Origin of the sequence: Lancefieldella parvula (genome assembly GCF_963547875.1) — a bacterium.
GTDB lineage: Bacteria > Actinomycetota > Coriobacteriia > Coriobacteriales > Atopobiaceae > Lancefieldella > Lancefieldella parvula_D.
Genome location: NZ_CAUUSI010000001.1, coordinates 93168 through 114817 on the forward strand (window position 1 = coordinate 93168; position 21650 = coordinate 114817).

A 21650-nucleotide genomic window follows, 5' to 3' on the forward strand; every position below is an offset into this window, starting at 1 on the left:
CTTCGCCGCCGTGACCTGTGGCATCCGCGGGAAACTGTCGGTGTCCCATGTCCCTCGGCGAGAAACACAACTCGAAATAGTCTACTGCATATTTCAGAAAATTCCAAGACAAAACTACATGTTATAGAGGCTTCACAAGGAGTCCATTTTCTGAAAGATGTGCTTGCGAGACGCGACATACCTTCAACGAGTCAATACCTTGTAAGCCATCTACTCCAGCCTGAGCTGCAATTCTTTGAGCCTCGTAAATCAAAACTGCAGGTCTAAGCGCCGCTCGAGGGTCTTGGAGCGTATCAAGCTCAAATGAAATGCACGTTTCAGATGAGCTCTCAGAAATCTTATAACCCGCAAACGTTGTCTCTAAATTGACCACTTTTTGTTTGTCTCCACGCATGTATGTCAGCTCTTTTTTGGCGAGAAGATCCTCAAACCCCCAACGCAACGCGTCTGACCTAAGACCTTCTCCCAAAATGTCACATCTCCAATGAGCGGCATTCAACCATGCTTCAAGCGCTGGCAGCGACCGATCAACGTAGCTGGCAGCAAACGGAGCAAGCGCGGGAGGCGTAGCCGACAACAACCTCTCTAACGCTTCATCCGGGTCCACGTATTCTGTGAGCTTCAAGTCAAAGTACTCCGCCTCAGACGAAGCGCCAACGGGAAGCGCCTGAGAGAACTGCACGCCCATGCGTTTTGCAAAGCCGTTACCTACCCTAAATGGCAGCTGAGCTCGGCGAACACAGCGCTCAATGGTACCAATAAGCTCAAGATGTCCCAGAAACGCAAGGCGGTCATCTTTCTTGTAAGCCACGCGAAGTCTAAAAATCTCTGCTCCACGCTCCGTCATAATCTCTGGCTGAATCTGCGGCCTACCAGCGCGCCAGTCTTTCTTCGCCGGTTCAACCACCTCAGGAGCTACGCTCTCTATCTGCGTATCCGTCATGAGCGCACCCCCATCAAAACGTTGTCAACTTTCAAGGTTTGGCATACCGCACATCCCGTACAAGAGGTAAACGTGCAGTCAGGTGTAGTAACTTCATCCAGTGCTCGACGATATTCTCGCTGTAAATAGCCCTTGGAGACGCCAGGAGACGTATGGTCCCACGGAAGTTTTGCCTGGATATCAAAGGTTTCTGTTGCAATATCAGAGAGCGAGAAACCCAGACTTTCTGCAGCTGTATTCCAAGCATCAAGGTTAAATTCGCTGGTCCATGCATCAAACTTACAACCATTTTTCCAAGCCCGGTAAATCAAATCAAAACCGTCGCGGCCCATCTTTGAAAGCGCACCTTCTACCAAGGACGTTCCAGAATCGTGGTAGGCAATCTTGAGTCCCCTATCGTGATTTGACGACAAGAGCAACTGCTGTCTACGCTGGGCTTCCTCACGAGAAATCTGGCCAACCCACTGGAATGGCGTGTAGGACTTGGGCACAAATACGGCAACAGAAGCAGAAACCGTAACGCCCTTGCCGCCAATTTCTCGACCGATATCTAAAATACGTTTTGCAACTGCGGGAATGGCTTGAATGTCTTCATCGGTTTCTGTTGGAAGGCCCATCATAAAGTAGAGCTTCATGCGGCGCCAGCCGTTTTCAAACGCATTTCTAGCTGCCGATTCAAGATCATCCTCAGTGACATTTTTGTTGATGACGTCACGCATGCGCTGAGAACCTGCTTCTGGAGCAAACGTCAGTCCGCCACGCCTTGAAGTAGAAACGGCGTCTGCCATCTCCGCGCCAAACGCGTCCATACGCTGGGAAGGAATGGAGATTCGCACGCCGCGCTTACGCAAATCAGAGTTCATACGGCGCAAAATGTAGCCGCACTGAGAGTGATCCGTTGTAGAGAGCGACGTGAGCGAAACCTCATCATAGCCGCTCTTCAAAAGGCCTTCCTCGCCTGCTTTCACAATCTGCTGAGCTGGACGCTCGCGAACAGGACGATACGTCATACCAGCCTGACAGAACCTACAGCCGCGAGCACAGCCACGCTGAATCTCTAGAGCCAGCCTGTCCTGAACAATCTCGGTATACGGAACAATGCGCTGCGCAACAGGGTCTGTTACTGAAAGATCTGGCAGGCAACGTTTATAAACCACGCTTGGTGCACTACTTCCCTCTTTAGGAACCGCATATCCCCAGCGTGTTGAGGTATTGTCGTGCACAATCTGATAAAGGGACGGCACGTAGACACCTTGTATCTCAGACAACCTCTGCAAAATCTCTTGGCGAGAAACTCCTTCAAGCTTGGAAGTTCTCACGCACTCGCACATCTCTACCAGCGCTTCTTCGCCGTCGCCTAATAGAATTGCATCTAAGAGCGGGGCCACTGGCTCTGAGTTCCAAACAGAAGGACCGCCACCAAAAATAAGTGGATCCTCATCATCACGTTCTTCGGAAAGCTTTGGAATGCCTGCTAAATCAAGCGTTTCTATAATGTTGGTAGCAATCATTTCATGTGCAAGCGTAAAGCCAACCACATCAAAAGACGCTAGGGGTGCAGCGCCCTCCAAAGAAAGCAGAGGCACGTTACGTTTACGCATAAGCGCTGCCATATCAGTCCATGGCAGATAGGCTCGCTCACAAGAAATATGAGGTGCCTTATTGAGAGCGTTGTACAAAATGGCAATACCAAGATTAGGCTGACCAACCTCGTACACATCAGCATAGACCATGCAAACGTGAAAAGGGCCTTCTTGCTCCTCTACGGCTCCCCACTCATGATTCAAGTACCTTGAGGGTTTCTCGACATGTGGAAGCATGGGCTCAATGAGATGGAAGAGATTTTCTCGTTTAACACGCACGATAGTCTACTTTCTATCTTTTGGCGAGGGACTGTATGGTTGCTATCTCCACGGTATTTGATTGTGAATTTGTATCTGCTGTTGCGCTTGCGCCTGTAGAAGCACTCGAAGTGCCGGTTTTGGTAGAAGAATCAGCTGCTACCCCATCGCGTTTCTCGGCAATTTTGCGAGCGTACGCGTGAATGACGCGAGCAGTAGTGTGAGTTCCTGCGTATCCCATGCCAGCCTTAAGCGCCCAGCCAAATCCTGGAACTGTGCCTGCGACCGTGCGTGCAACCGTACGGTATCCAAAGCCCGCGCCCACAACGCCGAGAAGTTCGGCGATGGTTTCAACACTCATATTGATGTTATAGGCGGCAGTAATATCAAGTGCCAGCCTAATCTGGCGCGCTGTCATCAGCGGCATATCAGAGCCAGGAACAATCGCCACAGCACCAATAGCAGCATTTTCTTTAGCGCAAGCAGCAGTTATCTGTTTGACCACTTGAGTTCTACAAAGAGGATACGCTGCCGCAAAAGAGACTGATTTTTCTGTTGACGTTGCAATCCATGAAGAGAGTCGATCAAAGAGCACTTCTTCAGTGGTACCCGCAACAATGCTAATAAGCCCCGTGTTGTAGAGCGTATCAGCAATTTGTTGTGCTTCAACTGCAGACTCTACAACCACCGCACAAGGAATTGAATGACTTACCAACATGGTAAGGGCGTCCTCGTACTGTGATGTTGGCGTAGGAATAATCACCGCCATATCAGGAATAGCAGCATTCTTTCCCGTGCGACCAATGCCTCCAGAAACAAACGAAACACCGTCGGCAAGCTTAGAGACGCGCACCGTTGCATCTGTTCTCTCTGGCATAAAATACGAATGTACAGCCAGGATTACCTCTTCAGAAGCAAGGGAATCAACGTAGATATGCGTATAAGTTGGCTCTAGAGATGAAAGCGACCCGCGGAATTCTTGTAATACAGAGGTGGCAAGTTTGCCCAAGCTGTTTCTTTTTGCCATGGCTTATGCCGCCTTTGTTCTATGTCTGTAAACAGACTGGACGATTCCTACAGAAACGAGCTGGGCAATCATCGATGTTGATCCAAAGCTGATAAAAGGCAATGGAATACCGGTAATAGGCATGATACCAATACACATGCCAACATTCTGTAAAACCTGGAACGACCACATGGCTGCACAACCAACAAGTACCAGCTTAGAGAAGGTATTCTCGGTCTTCATGGCAAACAGAATGGTTGCAAAAATCATCCATGCAAAAAGTGAAAGCATAACGAATGCACCAAGGAAGCCAAACTCTTCCGAGAAGAGTGCAAAAACAAAGTCTGTGTGTGCCTCTGGTAAGAATCGTCCACTTGCCTGCGTAGCGTTACCTGGTCCTTTTCCAATAAAGCCACCAGAACCTACGGCAATCTTTGCCTGTTGGAGGTTATAGCCGTCTCCCGACGGATCAACGGAAGGATCCAAGAAGACGGTAAGACGCTTCATCTGGTACTCCTTAAGAATGTGAGGAATACCAGGAATCATAGAAGTCACAACAACAAGAGCAACAACAGCAATGAGCAAAAGAACGGTCACAAGAATCCAAGAACGTTTTGCACCAGAGCAAATGATGATGGTGGCTCCGATAACCAAAATAATCAGGCCAGTTCCCAGGTCAGGCAAAAGCATAATGGAGCCGAATGGAACCATCAATGTTCCACAAAGCTTTACATAGTCTCTGAGCGTTTCTACCTTACCGTTATACTGAGCACACACCGAAGCCATAAGGAAGATTGTGACAATCTTTCCCAGCTCAGACGGCTGAAATCTAAAGCCAACAAGTGGGATATTAACCCAACCAGTCATACCCTTAACCGAAACGCCAAAGCCTGGAATCTTAGGCAAAATCATCAACACAACTACGCCGACAAGCAGTACATTTGTCATATTTGAAAGTGCTCTGTAGTCATAGCGCCACATAAGTGTGGCAAAAACAAGGCCCAAACCAATACCCAGAAGGTGCCTAGGAAAACTAGCTTCGGCAATGTTCATCGATGCGGTCCAGATAACCACAATACCGATGAGGACGAGAAGTGCCGCGGGAACAAGCTGTGCTAGATAGAGATTACTCAAGATATTCTTACCAGTAAGCTTCTCTTTCTTGGCAAGACCGCCTGAAGGAATACCTCCACGTCTCCTAAAAGGTGAGTTCATTCTCTGTTTTGTAACTGCAGATGAATCAAGTGCCATGGGTTTCTCGCCTCCTTACCTACCAACATTGTCTGGCTGATTATAAATTGCGCCAAAGACGTCTCGAACAATATACATACCAGAGCTAGCACCAGCAGGTGCACAATCAAGGTTTGCAGCAATAACATACTGAGGCTTATCTGCAGGTGCATAGCCAACAAACCAACCAACGGGCTCGCCAATAGACTGCTGCTCAGCAGTACCCGTCTTACCACAAACAGTAACATCCAGATTAGTCCAGTGGATAGTCTGAGTAGCTGACTCCTCGTAGACAACGCCATACAGGCCGCGAGCAACAATGTCTCGGTGCTCATCTTTTTCTTCTGGCGTCAGAATGACCTCGTTTTTATACTCAATAACAGAGCCATTGCCATTTCTGGCGTTAATACTCTTCAAAACATGTGGTTTATAAATTGGACCTCGATTTGCAATGCCACAATACGCATTTGCCATCTGAAGGCAGGTTACCAAAAGATCGCCCTGTCCAATTGCAAGGTTACAGTTGTCGCCACCCTGCCACTTACGAGCATCATCAGGCGAGCTGGTAAAGTAATTCCACTTCCACTCTGCATCAGGAACGCGGCCAGATGCCTCTTCTGGAAGGTCAATACCAGAAAGCGCACCAAGTCCAAAGGCACGGAATGTCTCTTGCATGCCCTCTGGATGATCGTTGTTATAGAAGAAGCCCTTACCAATCTCATAAAAAACAATGTCGCAAGAGTTGGTAATACCGGTAATCAGATTAACGGTGCCATGACCAGAAAGAAGCCAACAGTGCATGCCGTACTGCTCGCCAAATCCTGTCCAAAAACCTGTGCAATACCAGCTGGAGTTTCCATCACAAATGCCGTACTTAAGTCCAGCAAAGGTAGTAAGCGCCTTGATGGTAGAACCAGATGGATACTGGCCAGCAATAGCGCGGTTCATCAGCGGGTAGTTTGCCTCTTCAGAAGAAAGCGTATCCCAGTCAGAGCTGGCAATACCACCAACAAACATTGAAGGAGAATACGTTGGATAGCTTGCCATAGCAATAACTTCACCGTTAGTACAATCAAGCGCAACCACGCTTGCACTACGGCCCTGGAAGTCTTGGGACCTAACCGTATTGATAACACTGACAAGCGATGCTTCTGCAGCTTTTTGAATGTTAGCGTCAATGGTTAAGACAACGTCTGAGCCACTCTGGGGAGCAATGGACGTTGAGTGCGACAATACGTTACCTGCAGCGTCAACGTACACCGTCTGCTCTCCACGAACGCCCTGAAGTGCAGACTCGTACTGATACTCAACACCCGTTTGACCCACGATATCGCCGTGGGCATACACAAAGCCGCCATCTGCAGTTTTACTGCTTTCAAGCTGCTCTTGCGTAACGGTGCCGGTATAGCCAACAACATGAGCTGCAAGGGAACCGTTTGGATAGGCGCGCTGCGTACGTTCCTCAATTGAAACGCCGTCTAGCAAAGCGCCGTGAGCGTAAATGTAGGCAACTACGCGCCTGGATACGTCTACCGAAACAGTGCGAAGCGCCTGAGCGCCATCGGAAGTATCCATAATTTTTCTGCGTACCGCCAGCATGGGCATGCCCAAAAGGTTGGCAAGAATCTGCAGTTTAACGTAGTCTTCTGCAACATCTGCTCGAGCTACTACCGTTGGACTTGGCCTGTTGGTAACAATCTCCACGCCGTTTCTGTCCAGAATACGGCCACGAGGTGCTGCGGTGGTAACGGTGCGCGTACGGTTACGCTCTGCTTGCTCAGTATAGTCAGCTGACGATAAGAGCTGCATAGTCCAAAGACGACCAATAAGCACGGCAAACATACCACCGACGGCAATTGCAAAACCGATAAGTCTGGACGAGAGGGTCTTCTCGGCAGAGCCATCAGAACCGCCAGAAGCCTTAGGCGCGCCACCACCAATATCAAAGGTAAATGGCGAGTCTTTTCTACCAAAGGTTAGGTATATGATGATCAAACCAATTGCTGCGACAGCGCAACAAGCAAGGATAACAAGGGTGAAATTCATACTATCCCCTTATTTAAGGCGCTGTGGAGCTCGGTGAGATCCGCGATAGAGCGTTGTTCCACCCAAAGAAGAGTGAGATCTTTGGGAATGCGAAAGCACATAGAAAACAGGCAGAGCAGCCAAAATAGTGAACAACATGGTAGGGAAAGACTTAAACAGCAGCCCCTCAAAGAAGTTGCCACCAGAGCCAATCAAAGAGTTAATAAGCTGATACATAAAGGTAACGCCAAAGGTCTGAAGCGCCACAAAACCCATAGAGGTACCAAAATTGCCTGAAATTCTGTCTCTAACCTCTTGGCCCATGAAATAAGAGCTCACCACAAGTAAGAGTGCCATGAGGCCAATGGGATTGGCAGAAGTCAGATCATAGATTAGACCTGCAATAAAGCCGCTTACTACGCCAGTTTTGCCACCATACCTTAGGGCAATAGCTGCCGAGAAAATCAGTGCAAAATTGATAACTCCCCCACCAAAAGAAACCTGTGGTGTAAGCATAATTTGCAGAATGAAGCAAACAACAGCAAGAATGGTGATGCTGCGTGTGTTTTTATTTCTATCAGAAACCTGCATACATCCCCCTTAATCTGTTCTTCCGCTGTTATGTTGTGTATTACCCGTTGGAGCAGCAACTGTTGCATTCTGCTGGGAATTTGTTGTGCTGTTTGTAGAACCACTGCCAGAAGAGTTGCTTGAAGAAGATCCCGAAGATCCGTCTTTGGAGTCTTTATCCTTACTGTCAGAATTAGTTGCTGTTGGAGTATTTTGCTTATCTGCCTCTGCAATATCATCTGCGGTAGCCTTTTGCTCCTCAGAAAGAGACGTGATAACCATTACCTCTTCGTTAGTACTGACATTTCCAAAAGGCTCAATAACAATGGTGTAATAAAGCGATCCTGGCGCTGCTTCGACACTGGTAACCTTACCCAAAGGAAGGCCCTTAGGGAACACGCCACCAAGACCACTGGTAACTACCGTATCGCCTACAGCAACCTTCTGGTTGGTGTTGATCAGGTTAAGGGTAATCTGCCTTGAAGCGGAACCCATAAGCATGCCCTGAGCTCGGCTGCTTTGGACCATTGCAGCCACACCGCTCTTCTCGTCAGTAATAAGACGAACAGTAGAAGTTGTAGGACCGCACTCAATAATCTGGCCAATAACGCCGCCGCTATCAACAACTGGCATGCCAACAGCCAGTCCCGACGAAGTTCCCTTGTCAATCACAATGGTGTTATTGAACGAGTCAGTAGAGCCAGAGATGACACGAGCGCCTGTAGACTGCAGGTTATAAGTATTTTTAAGGTCGAGAAGACCCTGCAGGCGCTGCGTAGACTGGTTTGTCTCTTCGAGCTCTGCGTTTCTTGAGCGCAGTTGCTCGTTTTCTGCCTTAAGGTCAGAAAGCGTTTGCTGGTCTGCTGTTAAGTTACTAAAAATGTTACCAATGCCCTGGAAAGGCATAGCAATAGCAGAACCTGCCATTCTAAAAGGCATGGTAATAGTAGAGAAGCCGCCTCGAACCATCTCGAGCGGTCCCCCTGCACCCATACGAGCGCTAACCGTCAATAACACAATTGAAAGCAGCGAAAGAATAATAAAACTACGGCCGCCCGTATGCTTATTATTGTTAGATCCAAGGCCTGATGAAGCGCCCTGGATCTGATTAGACAATGGCATATTTATTGGCCTGCACTCTGAACAAATCCACCGGACAACGCGTTAGCCTCAAGAACCTTTGCACAACCGGTAACAACATTTTCTAGAGCGGTTGGGCTTACGTTAACAGGCACGCCAGTCTCTTCACGAAGTCTCTGGTCAAGACCACGAAGCATTCCGCCACCACCAGTAAGCAAAATACCGTAGTACATAAGGTCAGAAGCAAGATCTGGTGGAGTTACATCAAGCGCATCTTTAACAGCCTTGGTAACCTCATCAAGAGGACGATCAAGGGCACGACGAATCTCTTCTGATTCAATACGAACTGTCTTTGGAAGACCGCTCATGACGTCACGACCATTTACCTCAACGTCAAGCTCTTCTGCAAGAGGAGCAGCTGAGCCAACTTTGATCTTGATATCTTCTGCGGTGCGCTCACCAATAGAGAGGTTATACGCATCACGAACATGCTCAAGAATAGTCTGGTCAAACTCGTCACCTGCAGTTCTGATGGACTGCGAGACAACAATGCCGCCCATGGAAATAACGGCGACCTCAGTAGTACCGCCACCGATGTCTACAACCATGGAACCTGTAGGATCCTCAATTGGAAGGTCTGCGCCAATAGCTGCTGCCATAGGCTCTTCAATCAAGAATGCCTGACGGGCACCTGCCTGAATAGTTGCCTCAAAAACAGCGCGTTTCTCGACAGATGTAACGCCAGAAGGAACGCAAACAACTACACGTGGACGTGGTGACCAAGGATATTTACGCTCACGTGCCTTCTCGATGAAGTAACGAAGCATGACCTCAGTAACATCAAAGTCTGCAATGACGCCGTCTTTAAGAGGGCGCTCAGCAATGATGGAGCCAGGAGTACGACCGATCATGCGCTTTGCATCAGCGCCAACGGCCAAAACGCGGCTCTCACTTTTATCGATTGCAACAACCGATGGCTCATTGATGACAATACCCTGACCACGAACTGCAACAAGGGTGTTTGCAGTTCCCAAATCGATGGCTAGGTCTCCGCCATATTCTCCGAAGAGCGAATCGAAGATAGACATGATATCCAATCAAACGTGCTACGCATGTGCGTAATTATCCTGCAGAAAGAACGGTTAAAACAGTTTAGTACTAGTTACCAGACTTTGAAGAGCTGGAGGAACTATTAGAGGAATTTGAGGAGTTAGATCCATTAGTTCCAGAGGTAGTTCCCGAATTAGAGCCGTTAGTACCAGAAGTTGTGCCGGAGTTCTGGTTATTCTGGCTTACGTACGAAGTGGTAACGCTTGCAACCTTCCAGCCAATACCATCACGGACAAGCTCAATGGTGTAGTCAACGTTGCCGCCATTAGAAAGACTGACAGAAGCATTAACTGTAGAGTGAGTCATGCTCTGGTCAACACCGTTGATGGTAACAGTGGAACTTGTTGGCAGGCTGTTGGAAATCTGCTGAAGCGTTGTACTAGAGACAGAACTAGAGACATAGCGACCAATATCGGTGCCCTGTGCCTTAGCGTTGAAAATATCCTGAACAACAGACTGCTGGGTTGGCCATCCATAGCCACGATAGTAAGCATAACCAGCGCCACCAACAGCCAAGATAAGCAAAATAAGAATAGTGATGAAGACCTTAAGACCGGTATGGCGATGCTTACGCCTAATCTTCTTGTCCTTCTTATCCTGCTCAATAATCTCCTGCTCAGTAATCTGGAAGAAGCCAGTGTCTTCTGCAGAAGGGATGAGCTCGCCGGACATACCTGTAGGATCAAGTGGATCATAGGCACCATAGCCAGCTGCCTGAAGGAAGGCATCAGTCTCAGATGGCTTGCCAGAAGCCATTGCAGTAATAGCCTTACGAGCAGCATCAAAAGCAGACTGCTGCTGATTAGACAGGACAAAGCTGCCATCTGCGGTTGCGTGAGTAAAAGCGTCAACTGCCTCAGACATGCGATTTGCTGCAACGTATGCAAGACCAAGATCTGCATAAATCTTATTGGAATTATCCAGAGGATTAGCAAAATCAAGAGCGGTACGATATGCCTCAACAGCATCAACAGGCCTGTTCAGACCCATGAAGCATGCGCCTAGGCTGCAAAGTGCTGATGAAGGATTAGGGTTCTTCTCGTCAACTGCAGCGTTTCTGTAAGCAATGCCGGCGTTGCGAATATCACCGATCTTCTCGTATGCAGAACCAAGAGCAAGCTGTGCCTTATAAGGAGTTGCGTAAGAGGCGTCCTGGACAGCGTTAGTAAGGGCAGCAATAGCCTCCTGTACCCTACCAGCAGCCAGAAGAGCGCGACCCTGATTAGTAGAGAGAGCGCCAACCTTGCCGTAGGAAGCGTCAGCAAGAGCGGACTTGTAAGCAGAAGCTGCGGAATCAAACTGTCCAAGCTTCATATAAGCGTTTCCAAGAAGGTGGTCAATCTGACCGTTTACCTCGCCTGGCTCTTTAACCACATCAAACTGACTGATAGCTACAAACCAGTCGCCCTGATCATATGCAGATTTACCTAACTCAAATGCCTGATGATTCACAATATCCTCCAAGAGTCTGTGCGACTTGGCTTTAAGCGTTTTCAATTCTAATGGAATTGACGATATCGCCAACCTTTAACTGGGAAATGACATCCATTCCCTCGATAGTTGTGCCAAATACGGTGTATCCAGAATCCAAGCCATGCTGTGGACCAAGACAGAAATAGAACTGAGAACCTGCGGAGTTTGGATCTTGAGAACGAGCCATAGCAAGGGCACCGTCAACGTGGGAGTTGTTAGGATTTGTGCTGAACTCCTCTTTGATGCGATAACCAGGACCACCAGTACCAGGAATTCCGTCAGGACCAGGGTTTCCAAAGACAACATCCTCAACACTCATCTCGCGAGTGTTTGGGTCTCCGCCCTGAAGAACAAAGCCAGGAACAAGACGGTGGAACTTGGTATCGTCATAGAAGCCAGACTCTGCAAGCTCGCAGAAGTTTGCCACATGAATAGGTGCGCCCTTACCGTCAAGCTGAACCTTAATGATTCCCTTGTTGGTATCTAAGACGGCGACCTCAGTACCAGTAACCTGGCGCGCTGGTGTATACAATGGATCAAGTCCAAACATAATTCCTCCAAGCTTCTTTACATCTAAGAGAAGAAAAAACGCGAGAAACCCTTAGTAATAAAGAACTTCTTTTCTAACCTAATTATTTTACCAGTATGATGAGATTTTTGAAATTAAAGCAGCTGAACGGTAGAGATTTACTGCTTTTGTGGCTTCCAATTCACGTAATTTTCATCAAAAAGTTTCTGGTATGAGCTGGAGCCGCTGGAGTCTCTGATGTTATCAACTGGCGCCAAGATGTTGTCTTTGTCCTGAGAAGGATTGTTAGAAGCAACTGAGCGCTTCCATCCCTCACTCAAAGCATCGGAGCGATTACGAAGCCAGTTACCCAGTTTGGTGAGATTTTCAATAGTCTGACGATAGTTTCCGTTGGAGTCATCAAGACTAGATAGGTCAGAGATGACGTTACTAATATCCAGCGAAATCTGCTCTGCTTCCTGTTGAGCATCAGCGCGCTCCTGATCAGAGCCAGTAATGGAAAGCTGATCAAAGGTCTTCTCGTTATCATCAAGACGCTTTGAGAGGTCTCCAAGCTTCTGATAATCACTATCAAGTGCGTCAAAAACAGCATCCGAACTTGTATTTTGCTGAGTTGCACTGGTATCTTGACCCGTAAGGTGAGCAACAGGAGTGGTGGTAGGAGTAGATGAGACTGGCGCTTCAACCTTTGCGCGATTGTCGGTTGCCTGAGGGTCCCACGGGTGCGTGATGACAAAGATTGCAGCCACTACCAGCGAGGTAACAAGAAGTGCTGAGAGCAGAATAACGCGCGTACGAGGGATTCCTTCAGCTTCAGGGAGGTTCTCTTTTGAAGGCTCGGAAGGGATTGCAGACTCAAAGCGAGGAGCTGGCCTGCGACTTACCGAGGCAAACGCGCTGGTAGTGTCTGGGTCAGCGTTGTCGGCTGGCATTTGTTGCAAAACAGTAGAATCTGCTGCGACAGAAGAGGATGCATCATACTCTGCGTCTACGAGCGGATCGGTCTTCTCGCCAGGTGCTGAAGCGGTATCAATCTCTGGAAGCTTGATGTTACGTGTGGGCCTGATGGCTCGAGCTGGACGAGAAGCAGGCACTGCCTGTGGCAAAGGAAGGCCACACTTGGGGCAGCTTTCTGCAGCAGCGCCAACTAAGGCGCCACAATGAGGGCACCACTCAGCTTGAGTAACAGGAATCCTTTGAGTCAAACTTAGATCAATCTGACAATGAGGGCAGGTTAAAGCCCCTTCATCGACCTCAGATCCACAGTTTGGACAACGCATACACCCTCCACAACTCTTTGCTTGTGCTTCAGTTTAATCGTTTATATCAGCAGAAGAGCTATAAGTTGACTTTCCTCCCATTAATCTCACAACCAGGTCAAAGAATCGATCCTTTGTATAGTTGTGAATGTAACGCTCGGAAATTCTGTTGAAGATAATAACGGAAATCACCAAACAAATTGCCAAGTACGGCAAGATGCGTGGGGTGAGAGGTGCAATACGGAAGAAGTCCTGCGCTACCGTGCATCCGCCAACCACAATGGCAATGCATACAACAAGAAGCGCAACGCGGAGCTTGGTGAGCGGCAAAGAAATCCTTCTAAGCAGCGCAAAACTAACTGTTGCGGTGGTGATAAGCGCCATCGTAGACACCTGAGACAGGTTCAACTTAAACAGATGACCTGCGGTCATAAGAAGCGCAAGCGTGATAGTTACTGCAATAGAAGCAGGTAGTGACTTGCGCAAAATGTTGACCAGGAAGTTGCCCTTTACGCGATCGTGATTTGGCTCAAGCGCCAACACAAACGATGGCAGGCCAACGGTTGCAAATGAAAGCAGCGACATCTGAACAGGAATAAAGGGGTATGGTGGCGCAATAATGCAATAGAGCGCTAAAGCCGCAGTATAAACCGTCTTTACGAGAATGAGCGCAGCAGATCGCTGAAGGTTATTGATAGAGCGCCTACCTTCGGCAACAACTTCTGGCATGTGCGCAAAGTCGTTATCTGCCAGAACAATCTCTGCAACGTTTCTAGCTGCAGCAGAACCAGAAGCAACAGAAATAGAACAGTCCGACTGCCTCAGCGCCAAGATATCATTGACGCCGTCGCCGGTCATGGCAACGGTGTGACCATGATTCTGGAGTGCAATAACAAGCTCGCGCTTCTGTTCTGGCGTAACGCGACCAAATACGTGGTACTTCTCAACAGCTGCAGCAATATCTGCCTCTGTGTGTAGCGTAGTTGCATCTACCCAGCCGTTGGCATGAGGGACACCCGCTCGCTCAGCAATAGCCGAGACGGTACGAGGGTCATCGCCCGAAATAACGCGCAGGTCAACGCCTTGGTCGAGGAAGTATGCAATGGTTTGTGGAGCGGTCTCTCTAATCTGATCCCTAAGCACTACGTAACCTAGGAGCTGAGGAGTTCCCTGGAAAGTATCATTCTGGTCAAATCCATCAACGGTACAGGCAACCAGCACGCGTTCAATGGACGCAAATGCATCGGACGATGCGATAACGTCTGCCGCCTCGGGACCAAGCACAAACTGAGCTGCACCGATAACAAATGCCTGTCCGTCCTCAGTGACGCAGCCGGAGTACTTTCTCTTGGAAGAAAACGCCACAACGCGAGAAGGACGTTTGCTTTGAATCCCCTGCTTGGATGCGTACGCAAGGATTGCCGTAGCTGTATCGTTAGCGTCATCTTTGTTTGCGCCGACAACGTTTACAGCTGCTTGCAAAGCACCCGCAGCCTCAGTAATTGGCGTAAACGAAGCATCCAAAACACGAGCAACTTCCATGTTTCCCGTGGTGATAGTGCCCGTCTTGTCCAAACAAAGGGTATCTACGCGTGCCAGCGTTTCAATGCAGTATTGCTGCTGAACCAAAACATTTTTCTGGCCAAGTCTAATGGTTGCAATAGCAAGAACCGAGCTGGTGAGAAGAACGAGTCCTTGAGGAATCATGCCAATAACGGCAGCAATCATCGAAAGAAGCGCTTCATTTAAATCGGCGTTACCTATGAAATAGGTGCGAACAAAAAGACCTATACCCAGCGGAATCAATGCAATGGAACCTGCGCGAATAATCGACTTAATGGTGGTAAGAATCTCTGAATTGATCTCTTTTACAAACTTAGCTTCTGCGTTAATACGCGCAGCATAACCTTCCTGGCCTACACGGCATACCCTACCAACAAGACTGCCCCTCTCGACAAAACTACCAGAAAGAAGCTCGTCTCCCGTGGTCTTTTGCACGGGCTCTGCCTCACCAGTTAGAAGGCTTTCGTCAACGCTTACGTGCTCTGACACAAGAATACTGTCAGCAGGAATTTGATCGCCCGTCTTCAAGCGCACAAGATCATCGATGACAAGCTCGTCTGGTTTGATAAAGGTATCTTTTCCGTCACGAATTACACAAACACTCTGAGCTGTCATAAGAGACAGGCGGTCAACCATGCGTTTTGCACGAATCTCTTGCACAATACCAATGACCAAGTTTGCAAGAACTACGCTCATGAACAGTGCATTTCTGTACTGTCCCGTTACAACAACAAGCAGCGCCATCAAAACATTAACTATGTTAAAGAGCGTAAAGCTGTGCTCTGCAATAATCTGAGCAATAGATTTGGTTTTGACGTCTGTATTAGTATTGACTTTACCCGCAGATACTCTCTCTGCAACTTCTTTTGACGTCAGACCTTCATACGTTTCTTCAAAACGTTTGCTGCTCTTACCTGCAGTATCTTGCAATGACATATAAACAATCTCCAGTCAGTGATGGCCGGTTTTTTGCACGTGGTGACCCCGGTGGGTTTCGAACCCACGACCTTTTGCTCCGGAGGCAAACGCTCTAATCCACTGAGCTACGGAGTCATGGTGCATAAGTATACCCCAGCCTACTTACTGCCTTTTGTAACGGTTTGCGTAATTTTCTTCTGGTATTTTCCCATGCTAAAATGAATACAACCAGCAAATGAGGAGCTCATGAATACTATTTCTGTTGACCTAACATCCGACTCATATCAAATTCATGTAGGACATCACCTGCTTGCGCAGGCCGGCAACCTTATTCATTCCTGCACCTCGGGTTCAAAGATTCTTGTAGTCACTCATCCAGATTTAAACAAGCTCTTTGGCGCAGAACTTCTCGCCTCGTTAGAGTCAGCTGGCTTTTCTGTCACAACTGCCGAAGTTCCCACAGGTGAGCATGCAAAATCTTTTGAGTCATATCAAAAGCTGGTAAGCGTCCTTGCAGAAAACCGTTTTACGCGAGAAGACATTGTCGTGGCGTTTGGCGGAGGCGTTATTGGCGATCTTGCGGGATTTGCTGCAGCTACCTACATGCGCGGCTGCGCGCTCATCCACGTTCCCACCTCGCTTTTGGCAATGATTGATTCCTCGATTGGCGGAAAGACGGCCATTGACCTGCCGTTTGGAAAAAATCTGGTTGGAGCCTTCTATAACCCCAAGGCCGTTATTGTTGACCTTGAGCTGCTGAATTCTATCCCTGCACCACTTTTGCAGGATAGCTGCGGAGAGCTCATTAAATACGGTGTACTTTCGGGATATGAGCTCTTCAATAAAATCTCTTTGGCGAGAAACCCCGTGCAGGTCATCGATGTATCGTGTAGACAAGAGCTTATTCAAGCGTGCATTGAAATAAAGAAATCGGTTGTTGAAGCAGACTTCAAAGAAGCAGGATCAAGAAAACTGCTCAACCTTGGGCATACACTTGGCCATGCTATTGAGACGCTTAGCAACTTTGAGCTTGGACACGGTTCCTGTGTTGCTGCTGGAATGGCCATGATGGCAAAAGCCTGTTCCAAGCTTGGTCTTTGTTCTGTTGAAGACGCAGAGAGCATCACCATGCTCTCACAAGCTTATGAGCTTCCTACCAGCACGTCATTTGATGTAGAAGAGCTTTATTCTGCTGCACTTCATGACAAGAAAAGCCATGCGGATTCTATTGATGTGGCACTTATCTACGGTATTGGTGATGTACGCATTGAACGCAAGTCATTTGCAGAGCTTAAACAACTTATTGAGTTGGCAAAAGAAGACTAACGTCCTAGACGCTCTAGCTCTTCTGCAAGCTTGCGTACTGACTGTTTTAGAGCGGTTTTATCTTCAGCTAAGATGTCATTTTTGTTGAAGATGCCATTAGCAGTTCCTACATAGGAGTATCCACCAGCAAATACTTCAGCAATATTGTCTGTTGTAACGCCGCCAACTGCCATAAGAGGCAAGTTTCCTAGAGGCTCACATACCTTCTTAGCATACCCATAGCTAACCTCATTTGCTGGGAATACTTTGACAATGTCAGCACCAAGGGCAAATGCATGAGCAATCTCTGTTGGCGTAAACGCTCCCGGAACGCTCAAGATCTCATGCTCTTTGCAGTAGTCAAACATCTCTTCAGTGAGCAGCGTTGGTGCTAAAACAAACGTAGCGCCCGCTTTATGGGCTGTCCGCAAATCTTCAAAAGTAAGCACCGTACCAGCGCCAATATTGATATCAGAACCATATTCACTTGATAGTTTCTGAATCAACACAGCAGCTTCTGGCGTGTTCATAGTTACTTCAACGTTGTGTACAGGAGAATCAACAAGAACCTCAACTACAGCTTTAACCTGATTGTATGTATAACCACGTAAAACCTGAGTTACAGCACTAAAAGGCTTATTCACTTGTTTCCTCCTTTAATCTTCAAACATTTTAACCATATCCTTCTCTGACACTCAACTGCGGTATTCTTACATCAAGCAAGTAGATACGGAGCGTACACAGTATGGATGTTTCAATAACTCCTCATGATTTATTTGGAACGGTAGAGGCAATCCCGTCCAAATCATGCGCTCATCGCGCGCTTATCTGCGCTTCATTTGCAAACGGTATTACTAACATTACCTGTCCTTACATCTCAGAGGACATTCAAGTAACCGTTGATTGTCTTAAAGCTTTGGGTACAACCATTGCTAGAACCAAACAGGGATTTAGAGTTGTTCCTGCAAAGGGTCAGAATCGTCCCCAAAGTGTAAAGCTCAACTGTAAAGAATCTGGCACCACGCTCAGGTTTTTACTCCCCCTTCTGGGCGCGCTGAACATAAACGCCACAATTTCTGCAGAAGGAAGACTCTTCTCACGACCTCTTGATCCGCTTATATCAGAGCTTTCTGCTCATGGCATGTCTTTTACCTGGCAGGGCGAGAAGTTCCTTGAGGTTTCAGGTCAGCTTACGAGTGGTTCGTTTGAGCTACCAGGAGATATTTCTTCTCAATTTATTTCTGGACTTTTGCTGTCTTTACCTTTGTTGAGCAGCTCTTCGACTATTCAGATTACAGGACTTATCCAGTCAAAAGACTATTTGGCTATAACCGAACAAGTCATGCAAGATTTTGGCATTACCACCACGTTTGACGCCTCAAGTACCACCTATACCATTGAACCGCAACACTACGTTTGTCCAGGCGTTTATTCAATTGAGGGAGATTGGTCAAACGCCGCTCCGTGGCTTGCTGCAGGCGCCATCGGTCAAGGCATAGAGGTCACAGGACTCTCGATGCAAAGTGTCCAGGGAGACAGAGCTATCTTGGCTGCGTTATCGCTTGTGGGTGCTCGAGTTTCTCGCCAGCAAAAAGGCGCAGCATGTATGATGGATCACCTGCGTCCGTTTACTATTTCTGTATCCGAAGTGTGTGACCTTGCTCCCGTACTTGCTGCACTATCTGCGTTTATTCCTGGGACTAGCAAGCTTACCGATATTCAACGCTTACGCCTTAAAGAGTCCGACCGCGTCCAAAGCATCTGCAGCACTCTGAGAGCATTTGGTGTGGACGCAGCCCTTTCTGAAGATCAAACAGCGCTGGTCATCACCGGAGGAAAACAGCCCGCTAGCTGCATTGTAGACTCGTGCAATGATCATCGCATTGTGATGATGGCAACTATTTTGGCTTCGTATGCAACGGGTCCTGTTGTCATCACCCGCGCCGAAGCAATCAATAAGTCGTATCCGCTTTTCTTTGAGCACTTTAAGCAGCTTGGTGGCGTCTGCCACAGTATGGAGTCATAAATGATGACCTCAACTTTTGGAACAACAGTAAAAGTGTCTATTTTTGGCGAATCCCATGCTCCAAAAATCGGCTGCACCATTGAAGGCCTACCTGCTGGTTTTGTGGTTGACTTAGCAGCCCTCAAAACATTCCTTCAAAGAAGATCTCCATCGCATCCTTGGGATACCCCGCGTAAAGAGACTGACGACCCGCAGTTTATCTCCGGAATTTCAGCAGAGGGCATCCTAGATGGCTCCCCACTCACAGTGGAGCTGCCTAACACAAACGTTCGACCACAAGATTACGCAGCTACAAAGCTTGTCCCACGACCAGGACATGCTGATTTTTCTGCCTGGGCAAAATGGGGGGACTCCTACAAACAAACGGGTGGAGGACATTTTTCTGCTCGCCTAACAGCCCCTCTTTGCATTGCAGGAGGCATAGCGCTCCAGATTTTACGTGCTCAAGGTATCTCCATTGCGGCTCATGTTCTCAAAATAAAGGACATCAACGATACTCCCCTTGAGCTTGTAGACAACTCTCTTGAGGCCAATAAACAGCTTGCTCTCCAAATGGGTCAACTGCTACAAGCTGATCCTCAAGAGCTTCCTTTCCTTGATGCTCAAGCTGGCGAGAAAACCCGTGTACTCCTCACTGAATTGCGCTCTGAGAAAAATACCGTTGGCGGCATCATAGAATGCGTGGCAACGGGCGTTCCTGCAGGTATTGGATGCCCTCATTTCCATGGGCTTGAAAATACTATCTCCGCTGCAGTTTTTGGTGTTCCTGCTGTTAAAGCCATAGAATTTGGTAGCGGTATGGATGTTGCCAATTTACTTGGCTCTGAGAATAACGATGCCTACGAAGTGCGTAACGGCTTCGTAGTACCAACCACCAATCATGCTGGAGGCATTCTGGGCGGCATTTCAACTGGAGCTCCTATCTGGTTTAAATGCGCACTAAAACCTATCTCGAGCATTGGGCTTCCACAACATTCAGTTAATCTTCAGACTATGGAACCAGAGCAGCTTGTGGTTCAAGGCAGACATGATGTAACTGCAGTTTTACGCGCCGTTCCCTGCATTGAAAGCGCGTTTGCCCTAGCTCTTCTCGATACTTTGTATTCCTGGCCCTCCGAGCAGAACGGATATCACAATGACTAATCAGTTAGAGACACTACGCCAGGAAATAGATTCGATTGATGCACAGATCTTTGACCTGTTTGAGCAAAGACTTGCAGTTGCCAAACAGATTGGTGCTTACAAAAAAGAACATGGACTCTCTGTTCTAGATTCCTCACGAGAAGATGCTAAAAAAGAGCAGGTTAAAATCTCTGTTTCACCAGAACTTACACCGTATGCTTTAGAGTTACTTGAGGTTTTGATGAAGGCTGCAAAAGCAGTTCAGGAGTCATCTCATGAGCTCTAAAACTGAGCAACAAGCCTCAAGTAACCCTACAGCTCCCTTTGCTCCTTTTGGGCTTATTGGCGAGAAACTCTCTCATAGCTGGTCGGCAGAAATTCATGAAAAGTTAGGGTCGTTTCCCTACCAGCTTCATGAGCTTTCTGCTTCGGAGCTAAAAGACTTCCTCAAAAACCAATCTTGGCATGGTTTGAACGTTACCATCCCTTACAAAAAGAATGCCTGCGCTCTTGCGGACTCAGTTTCTGAGGATGCTCAAGCTATTGGAGCGGCAAATACGCTGGTAAAAGATGCAAGTGGACTCATAGCAGCAGACAATACAGATGTGTATGGCTTTGAGTATCTAGTTAAAAGTCTCAAGGTCAGCTTGAACCAAAAGAAGGCAATAGTTTTGGGAGCCTTTGGTGGTGCTGGCCAGGCAGTTTGCTATGCACTTAAAAAAAGTGGCTCGTATATTGTGGGAGTCTCCAGAAACCCTCAAGTAAGCTCTTCATTTGTTGACTGCGCAATTACGTATGACCGGCTTCAATCCCACTATGACGCTGATCTTCTTGTCAATGCAACGCCAGTAGGAATGTCTCCTCACGCTGGCATCTCCCCTCTTGCCAAAGAGGAACTAGCTTCATTTACGTCCCTGCAATGCGTGATTGATCTTATCTATAATCCGCTACGCTCTCAGCTTCTTTTAGATGCAGAAAGTCTGGGGCTGCAAAACGCAAACGGTTTAAAAATGCTGGTGGCTCAAGCGGTCAAGGCCAGCTCACTCTTTTTAAGCCAAGAAGCATCAGACGCTCAGATAGAAAATATCTCTCGTGGCCTCCATGCTTCAAAAGAAAACATTGTGCTTATTGGCATGCCTGGTGTAGGAAAAACCTCTACGGGAGAAGCTCTAGCAAAGCTTCTGAATCGTCTCTGGATAGACACAGACCTTCTCATCAAACAAAAAGCTCATTGTGACGCGGCAGCCTACCTACAAACACACGGAGAAGCAGCTTTTAGACGTCTAGAGCATGAAGTAATTCAAGAGATTTCTGGCATGAGCGGTGCAGTAATCTCTTGCGGAGGCGGCGTAGTTGTCACCCCTTCAAACTACCAACTTCTTCGTCAAAACGGAAAGTTTGTCTATCTGACTCGTCCCCTTGATCAATTGGCTCTTGCGGGAAGACCACTCTCACAAAGCATTGGCATACAAGAGCTTGCTGCAAAGCGACTACCTCTCTATGAAGCATGGGCAGACGTAACTTTTTCTTGTCTTGGCAGTCCAGAAGCTGATGCCAAAGGCCTTCTCGCCACGGCATTTAAATAACAGAAAACGTTTACAGTTATTTTTCAACCGTTCACCGGACGGACAAGAGGTGTGTTATTTTGGC

General features: G+C 47.8%; 18 protein-coding genes and 1 tRNA gene. 5 read left to right on the forward strand and 14 right to left on the reverse strand.

The features are described from left to right. Positions 1-121: 121 nt before the first annotated feature. The 13 genes from RWJ96_RS00490 to RWJ96_RS00550 all read right to left on the reverse strand — a co-directional run bounded on the left by RWJ96_RS00490 (position 122) and on the right by RWJ96_RS00550 (position 15682). Positions 122-943: a TIGR03936 family radical SAM-associated protein gene (locus tag RWJ96_RS00490; protein ID WP_314018316.1), complete on the reverse strand. Its 822-nt coding sequence runs from the start codon at positions 941-943 to the stop codon at positions 122-124. Then, complete coding sequence (locus RWJ96_RS00495) at positions 940-2805, reverse strand: TIGR03960 family B12-binding radical SAM protein (protein ID WP_314018317.1); 1866 nt, start codon at positions 2803-2805, stop codon at positions 940-942. Before RWJ96_RS00495 ends, RWJ96_RS00490 begins: the two co-directional genes overlap by 4 nt. A gap of 13 nt (positions 2806-2818) precedes the next feature. Then, positions 2819-3811: a hypothetical protein gene (locus tag RWJ96_RS00500; protein ID WP_314018318.1), complete on the reverse strand. Its 993-nt coding sequence runs from the start codon at positions 3809-3811 to the stop codon at positions 2819-2821. 3 nt (positions 3812-3814) lie between these two features. After that, positions 3815-5041 carry an FtsW/RodA/SpoVE family cell cycle protein gene (locus RWJ96_RS00505; protein WP_035427423.1) on the reverse strand — a complete coding sequence of 409 codons (1227 nt, stop codon included), beginning with the start codon at positions 5039-5041 and terminating at the stop codon, positions 3815-3817. A 15-nt stretch (positions 5042-5056) separates the two neighbouring features. Next, on the reverse strand, positions 5057-7066 hold the full coding sequence (mrdA, locus tag RWJ96_RS00510; protein WP_314018319.1) for a penicillin-binding protein 2: 2010 nt from the start codon (positions 7064-7066) through the stop codon (positions 5057-5059). Between the two features lie 9 nt (positions 7067-7075). Continuing rightward, the gene (gene mreD / locus RWJ96_RS00515; protein WP_314018320.1) at positions 7076-7636 is read right to left on the reverse strand and encodes a rod shape-determining protein MreD; all 561 of its coding nucleotides are present in this window, start codon (positions 7634-7636) and stop codon (positions 7076-7078) included. 9 nt (positions 7637-7645) lie between these two features. Then, the gene (gene mreC / locus RWJ96_RS00520; protein WP_314018321.1) at positions 7646-8737 is read right to left on the reverse strand and encodes a rod shape-determining protein MreC; all 1092 of its coding nucleotides are present in this window, start codon (positions 8735-8737) and stop codon (positions 7646-7648) included. Positions 8738-8739: 2 nt separating this feature from the next. Continuing rightward, positions 8740-9783, reverse strand: coding sequence for a rod shape-determining protein (locus RWJ96_RS00525; protein ID WP_012808756.1), 1044 nt, complete (start codon positions 9781-9783; stop codon positions 8740-8742). A 70-nt stretch (positions 9784-9853) separates the two neighbouring features. After that, a complete protein-coding gene (locus tag RWJ96_RS00530) occupies positions 9854-11257 on the reverse strand; it encodes a tetratricopeptide repeat protein (RefSeq protein ID WP_314018322.1) in 1404 nt (467 codons plus the stop codon). 31 nt (positions 11258-11288) lie between these two features. Then, positions 11289-11828 (reverse strand): peptidylprolyl isomerase, encoded by a 540-nt coding sequence (locus RWJ96_RS00535; protein ID WP_314018323.1) that lies wholly within the window; start codon positions 11826-11828, stop codon positions 11289-11291. A 137-nt stretch (positions 11829-11965) separates the two neighbouring features. Continuing rightward, complete coding sequence (locus RWJ96_RS00540; RefSeq protein WP_314018324.1) at positions 11966-13087, reverse strand: zinc ribbon domain-containing protein; 1122 nt, start codon at positions 13085-13087, stop codon at positions 11966-11968. Between the two features lie 33 nt (positions 13088-13120). Beyond that, the gene (locus RWJ96_RS00545) at positions 13121-15565 is read right to left on the reverse strand and encodes an HAD-IC family P-type ATPase (protein ID WP_314018325.1); all 2445 of its coding nucleotides are present in this window, start codon (positions 15563-15565) and stop codon (positions 13121-13123) included. A gap of 40 nt (positions 15566-15605) precedes the next feature. After that, positions 15606-15682: transfer RNA gene (locus tag RWJ96_RS00550), tRNA-Arg, on the reverse strand. A gap of 111 nt (positions 15683-15793) precedes the next feature. Between RWJ96_RS00550 and aroB the strand changes: the two genes are divergently transcribed. After that, positions 15794-16873, forward strand: a complete 1080-nt coding sequence (gene aroB / locus RWJ96_RS00555; protein ID WP_314018327.1) for a 3-dehydroquinate synthase — start codon at positions 15794-15796, stop codon at positions 16871-16873. On the opposite strand, the gene RWJ96_RS00560 is transcribed toward aroB, so the two are convergent. Beyond that, positions 16870-17496: a bifunctional 4-hydroxy-2-oxoglutarate aldolase/2-dehydro-3-deoxy-phosphogluconate aldolase gene (locus tag RWJ96_RS00560; protein ID WP_314007743.1), complete on the reverse strand. Its 627-nt coding sequence runs from the start codon at positions 17494-17496 to the stop codon at positions 16870-16872. The two genes, aroB and RWJ96_RS00560, sit on opposite strands and share 4 nt — an antisense overlap. 101 nt (positions 17497-17597) lie before the next feature. Here RWJ96_RS00560 and aroA point away from each other — a divergent pair, with 101 nt between their 5' ends. From aroA to RWJ96_RS00580, 4 genes are read left to right on the forward strand one after another with little or no spacing between them, the layout of a single operon-like run. Continuing rightward, positions 17598-18878, forward strand: coding sequence for a 3-phosphoshikimate 1-carboxyvinyltransferase (gene aroA, locus RWJ96_RS00565; protein WP_314018328.1), 1281 nt, complete (start codon positions 17598-17600; stop codon positions 18876-18878). Then, positions 18879-20021 carry a chorismate synthase gene (gene aroC, locus RWJ96_RS00570; protein ID WP_314018329.1) on the forward strand — a complete coding sequence of 381 codons (1143 nt, stop codon included), beginning with the start codon at positions 18879-18881 and terminating at the stop codon, positions 20019-20021. It begins immediately after the preceding gene. Continuing rightward, positions 20014-20286, forward strand: coding sequence for a chorismate mutase (locus tag RWJ96_RS00575; RefSeq protein ID WP_314018330.1), 273 nt, complete (start codon positions 20014-20016; stop codon positions 20284-20286). Before aroC ends, RWJ96_RS00575 begins: the two co-directional genes overlap by 8 nt. Next, complete coding sequence (locus tag RWJ96_RS00580) at positions 20276-21586, forward strand: shikimate kinase (RefSeq protein ID WP_314018332.1); 1311 nt, start codon at positions 20276-20278, stop codon at positions 21584-21586. The genes RWJ96_RS00575 and RWJ96_RS00580 overlap by 11 nt, the downstream gene beginning before the upstream one ends. Positions 21587-21650: the final 64 nt, after the last annotated feature.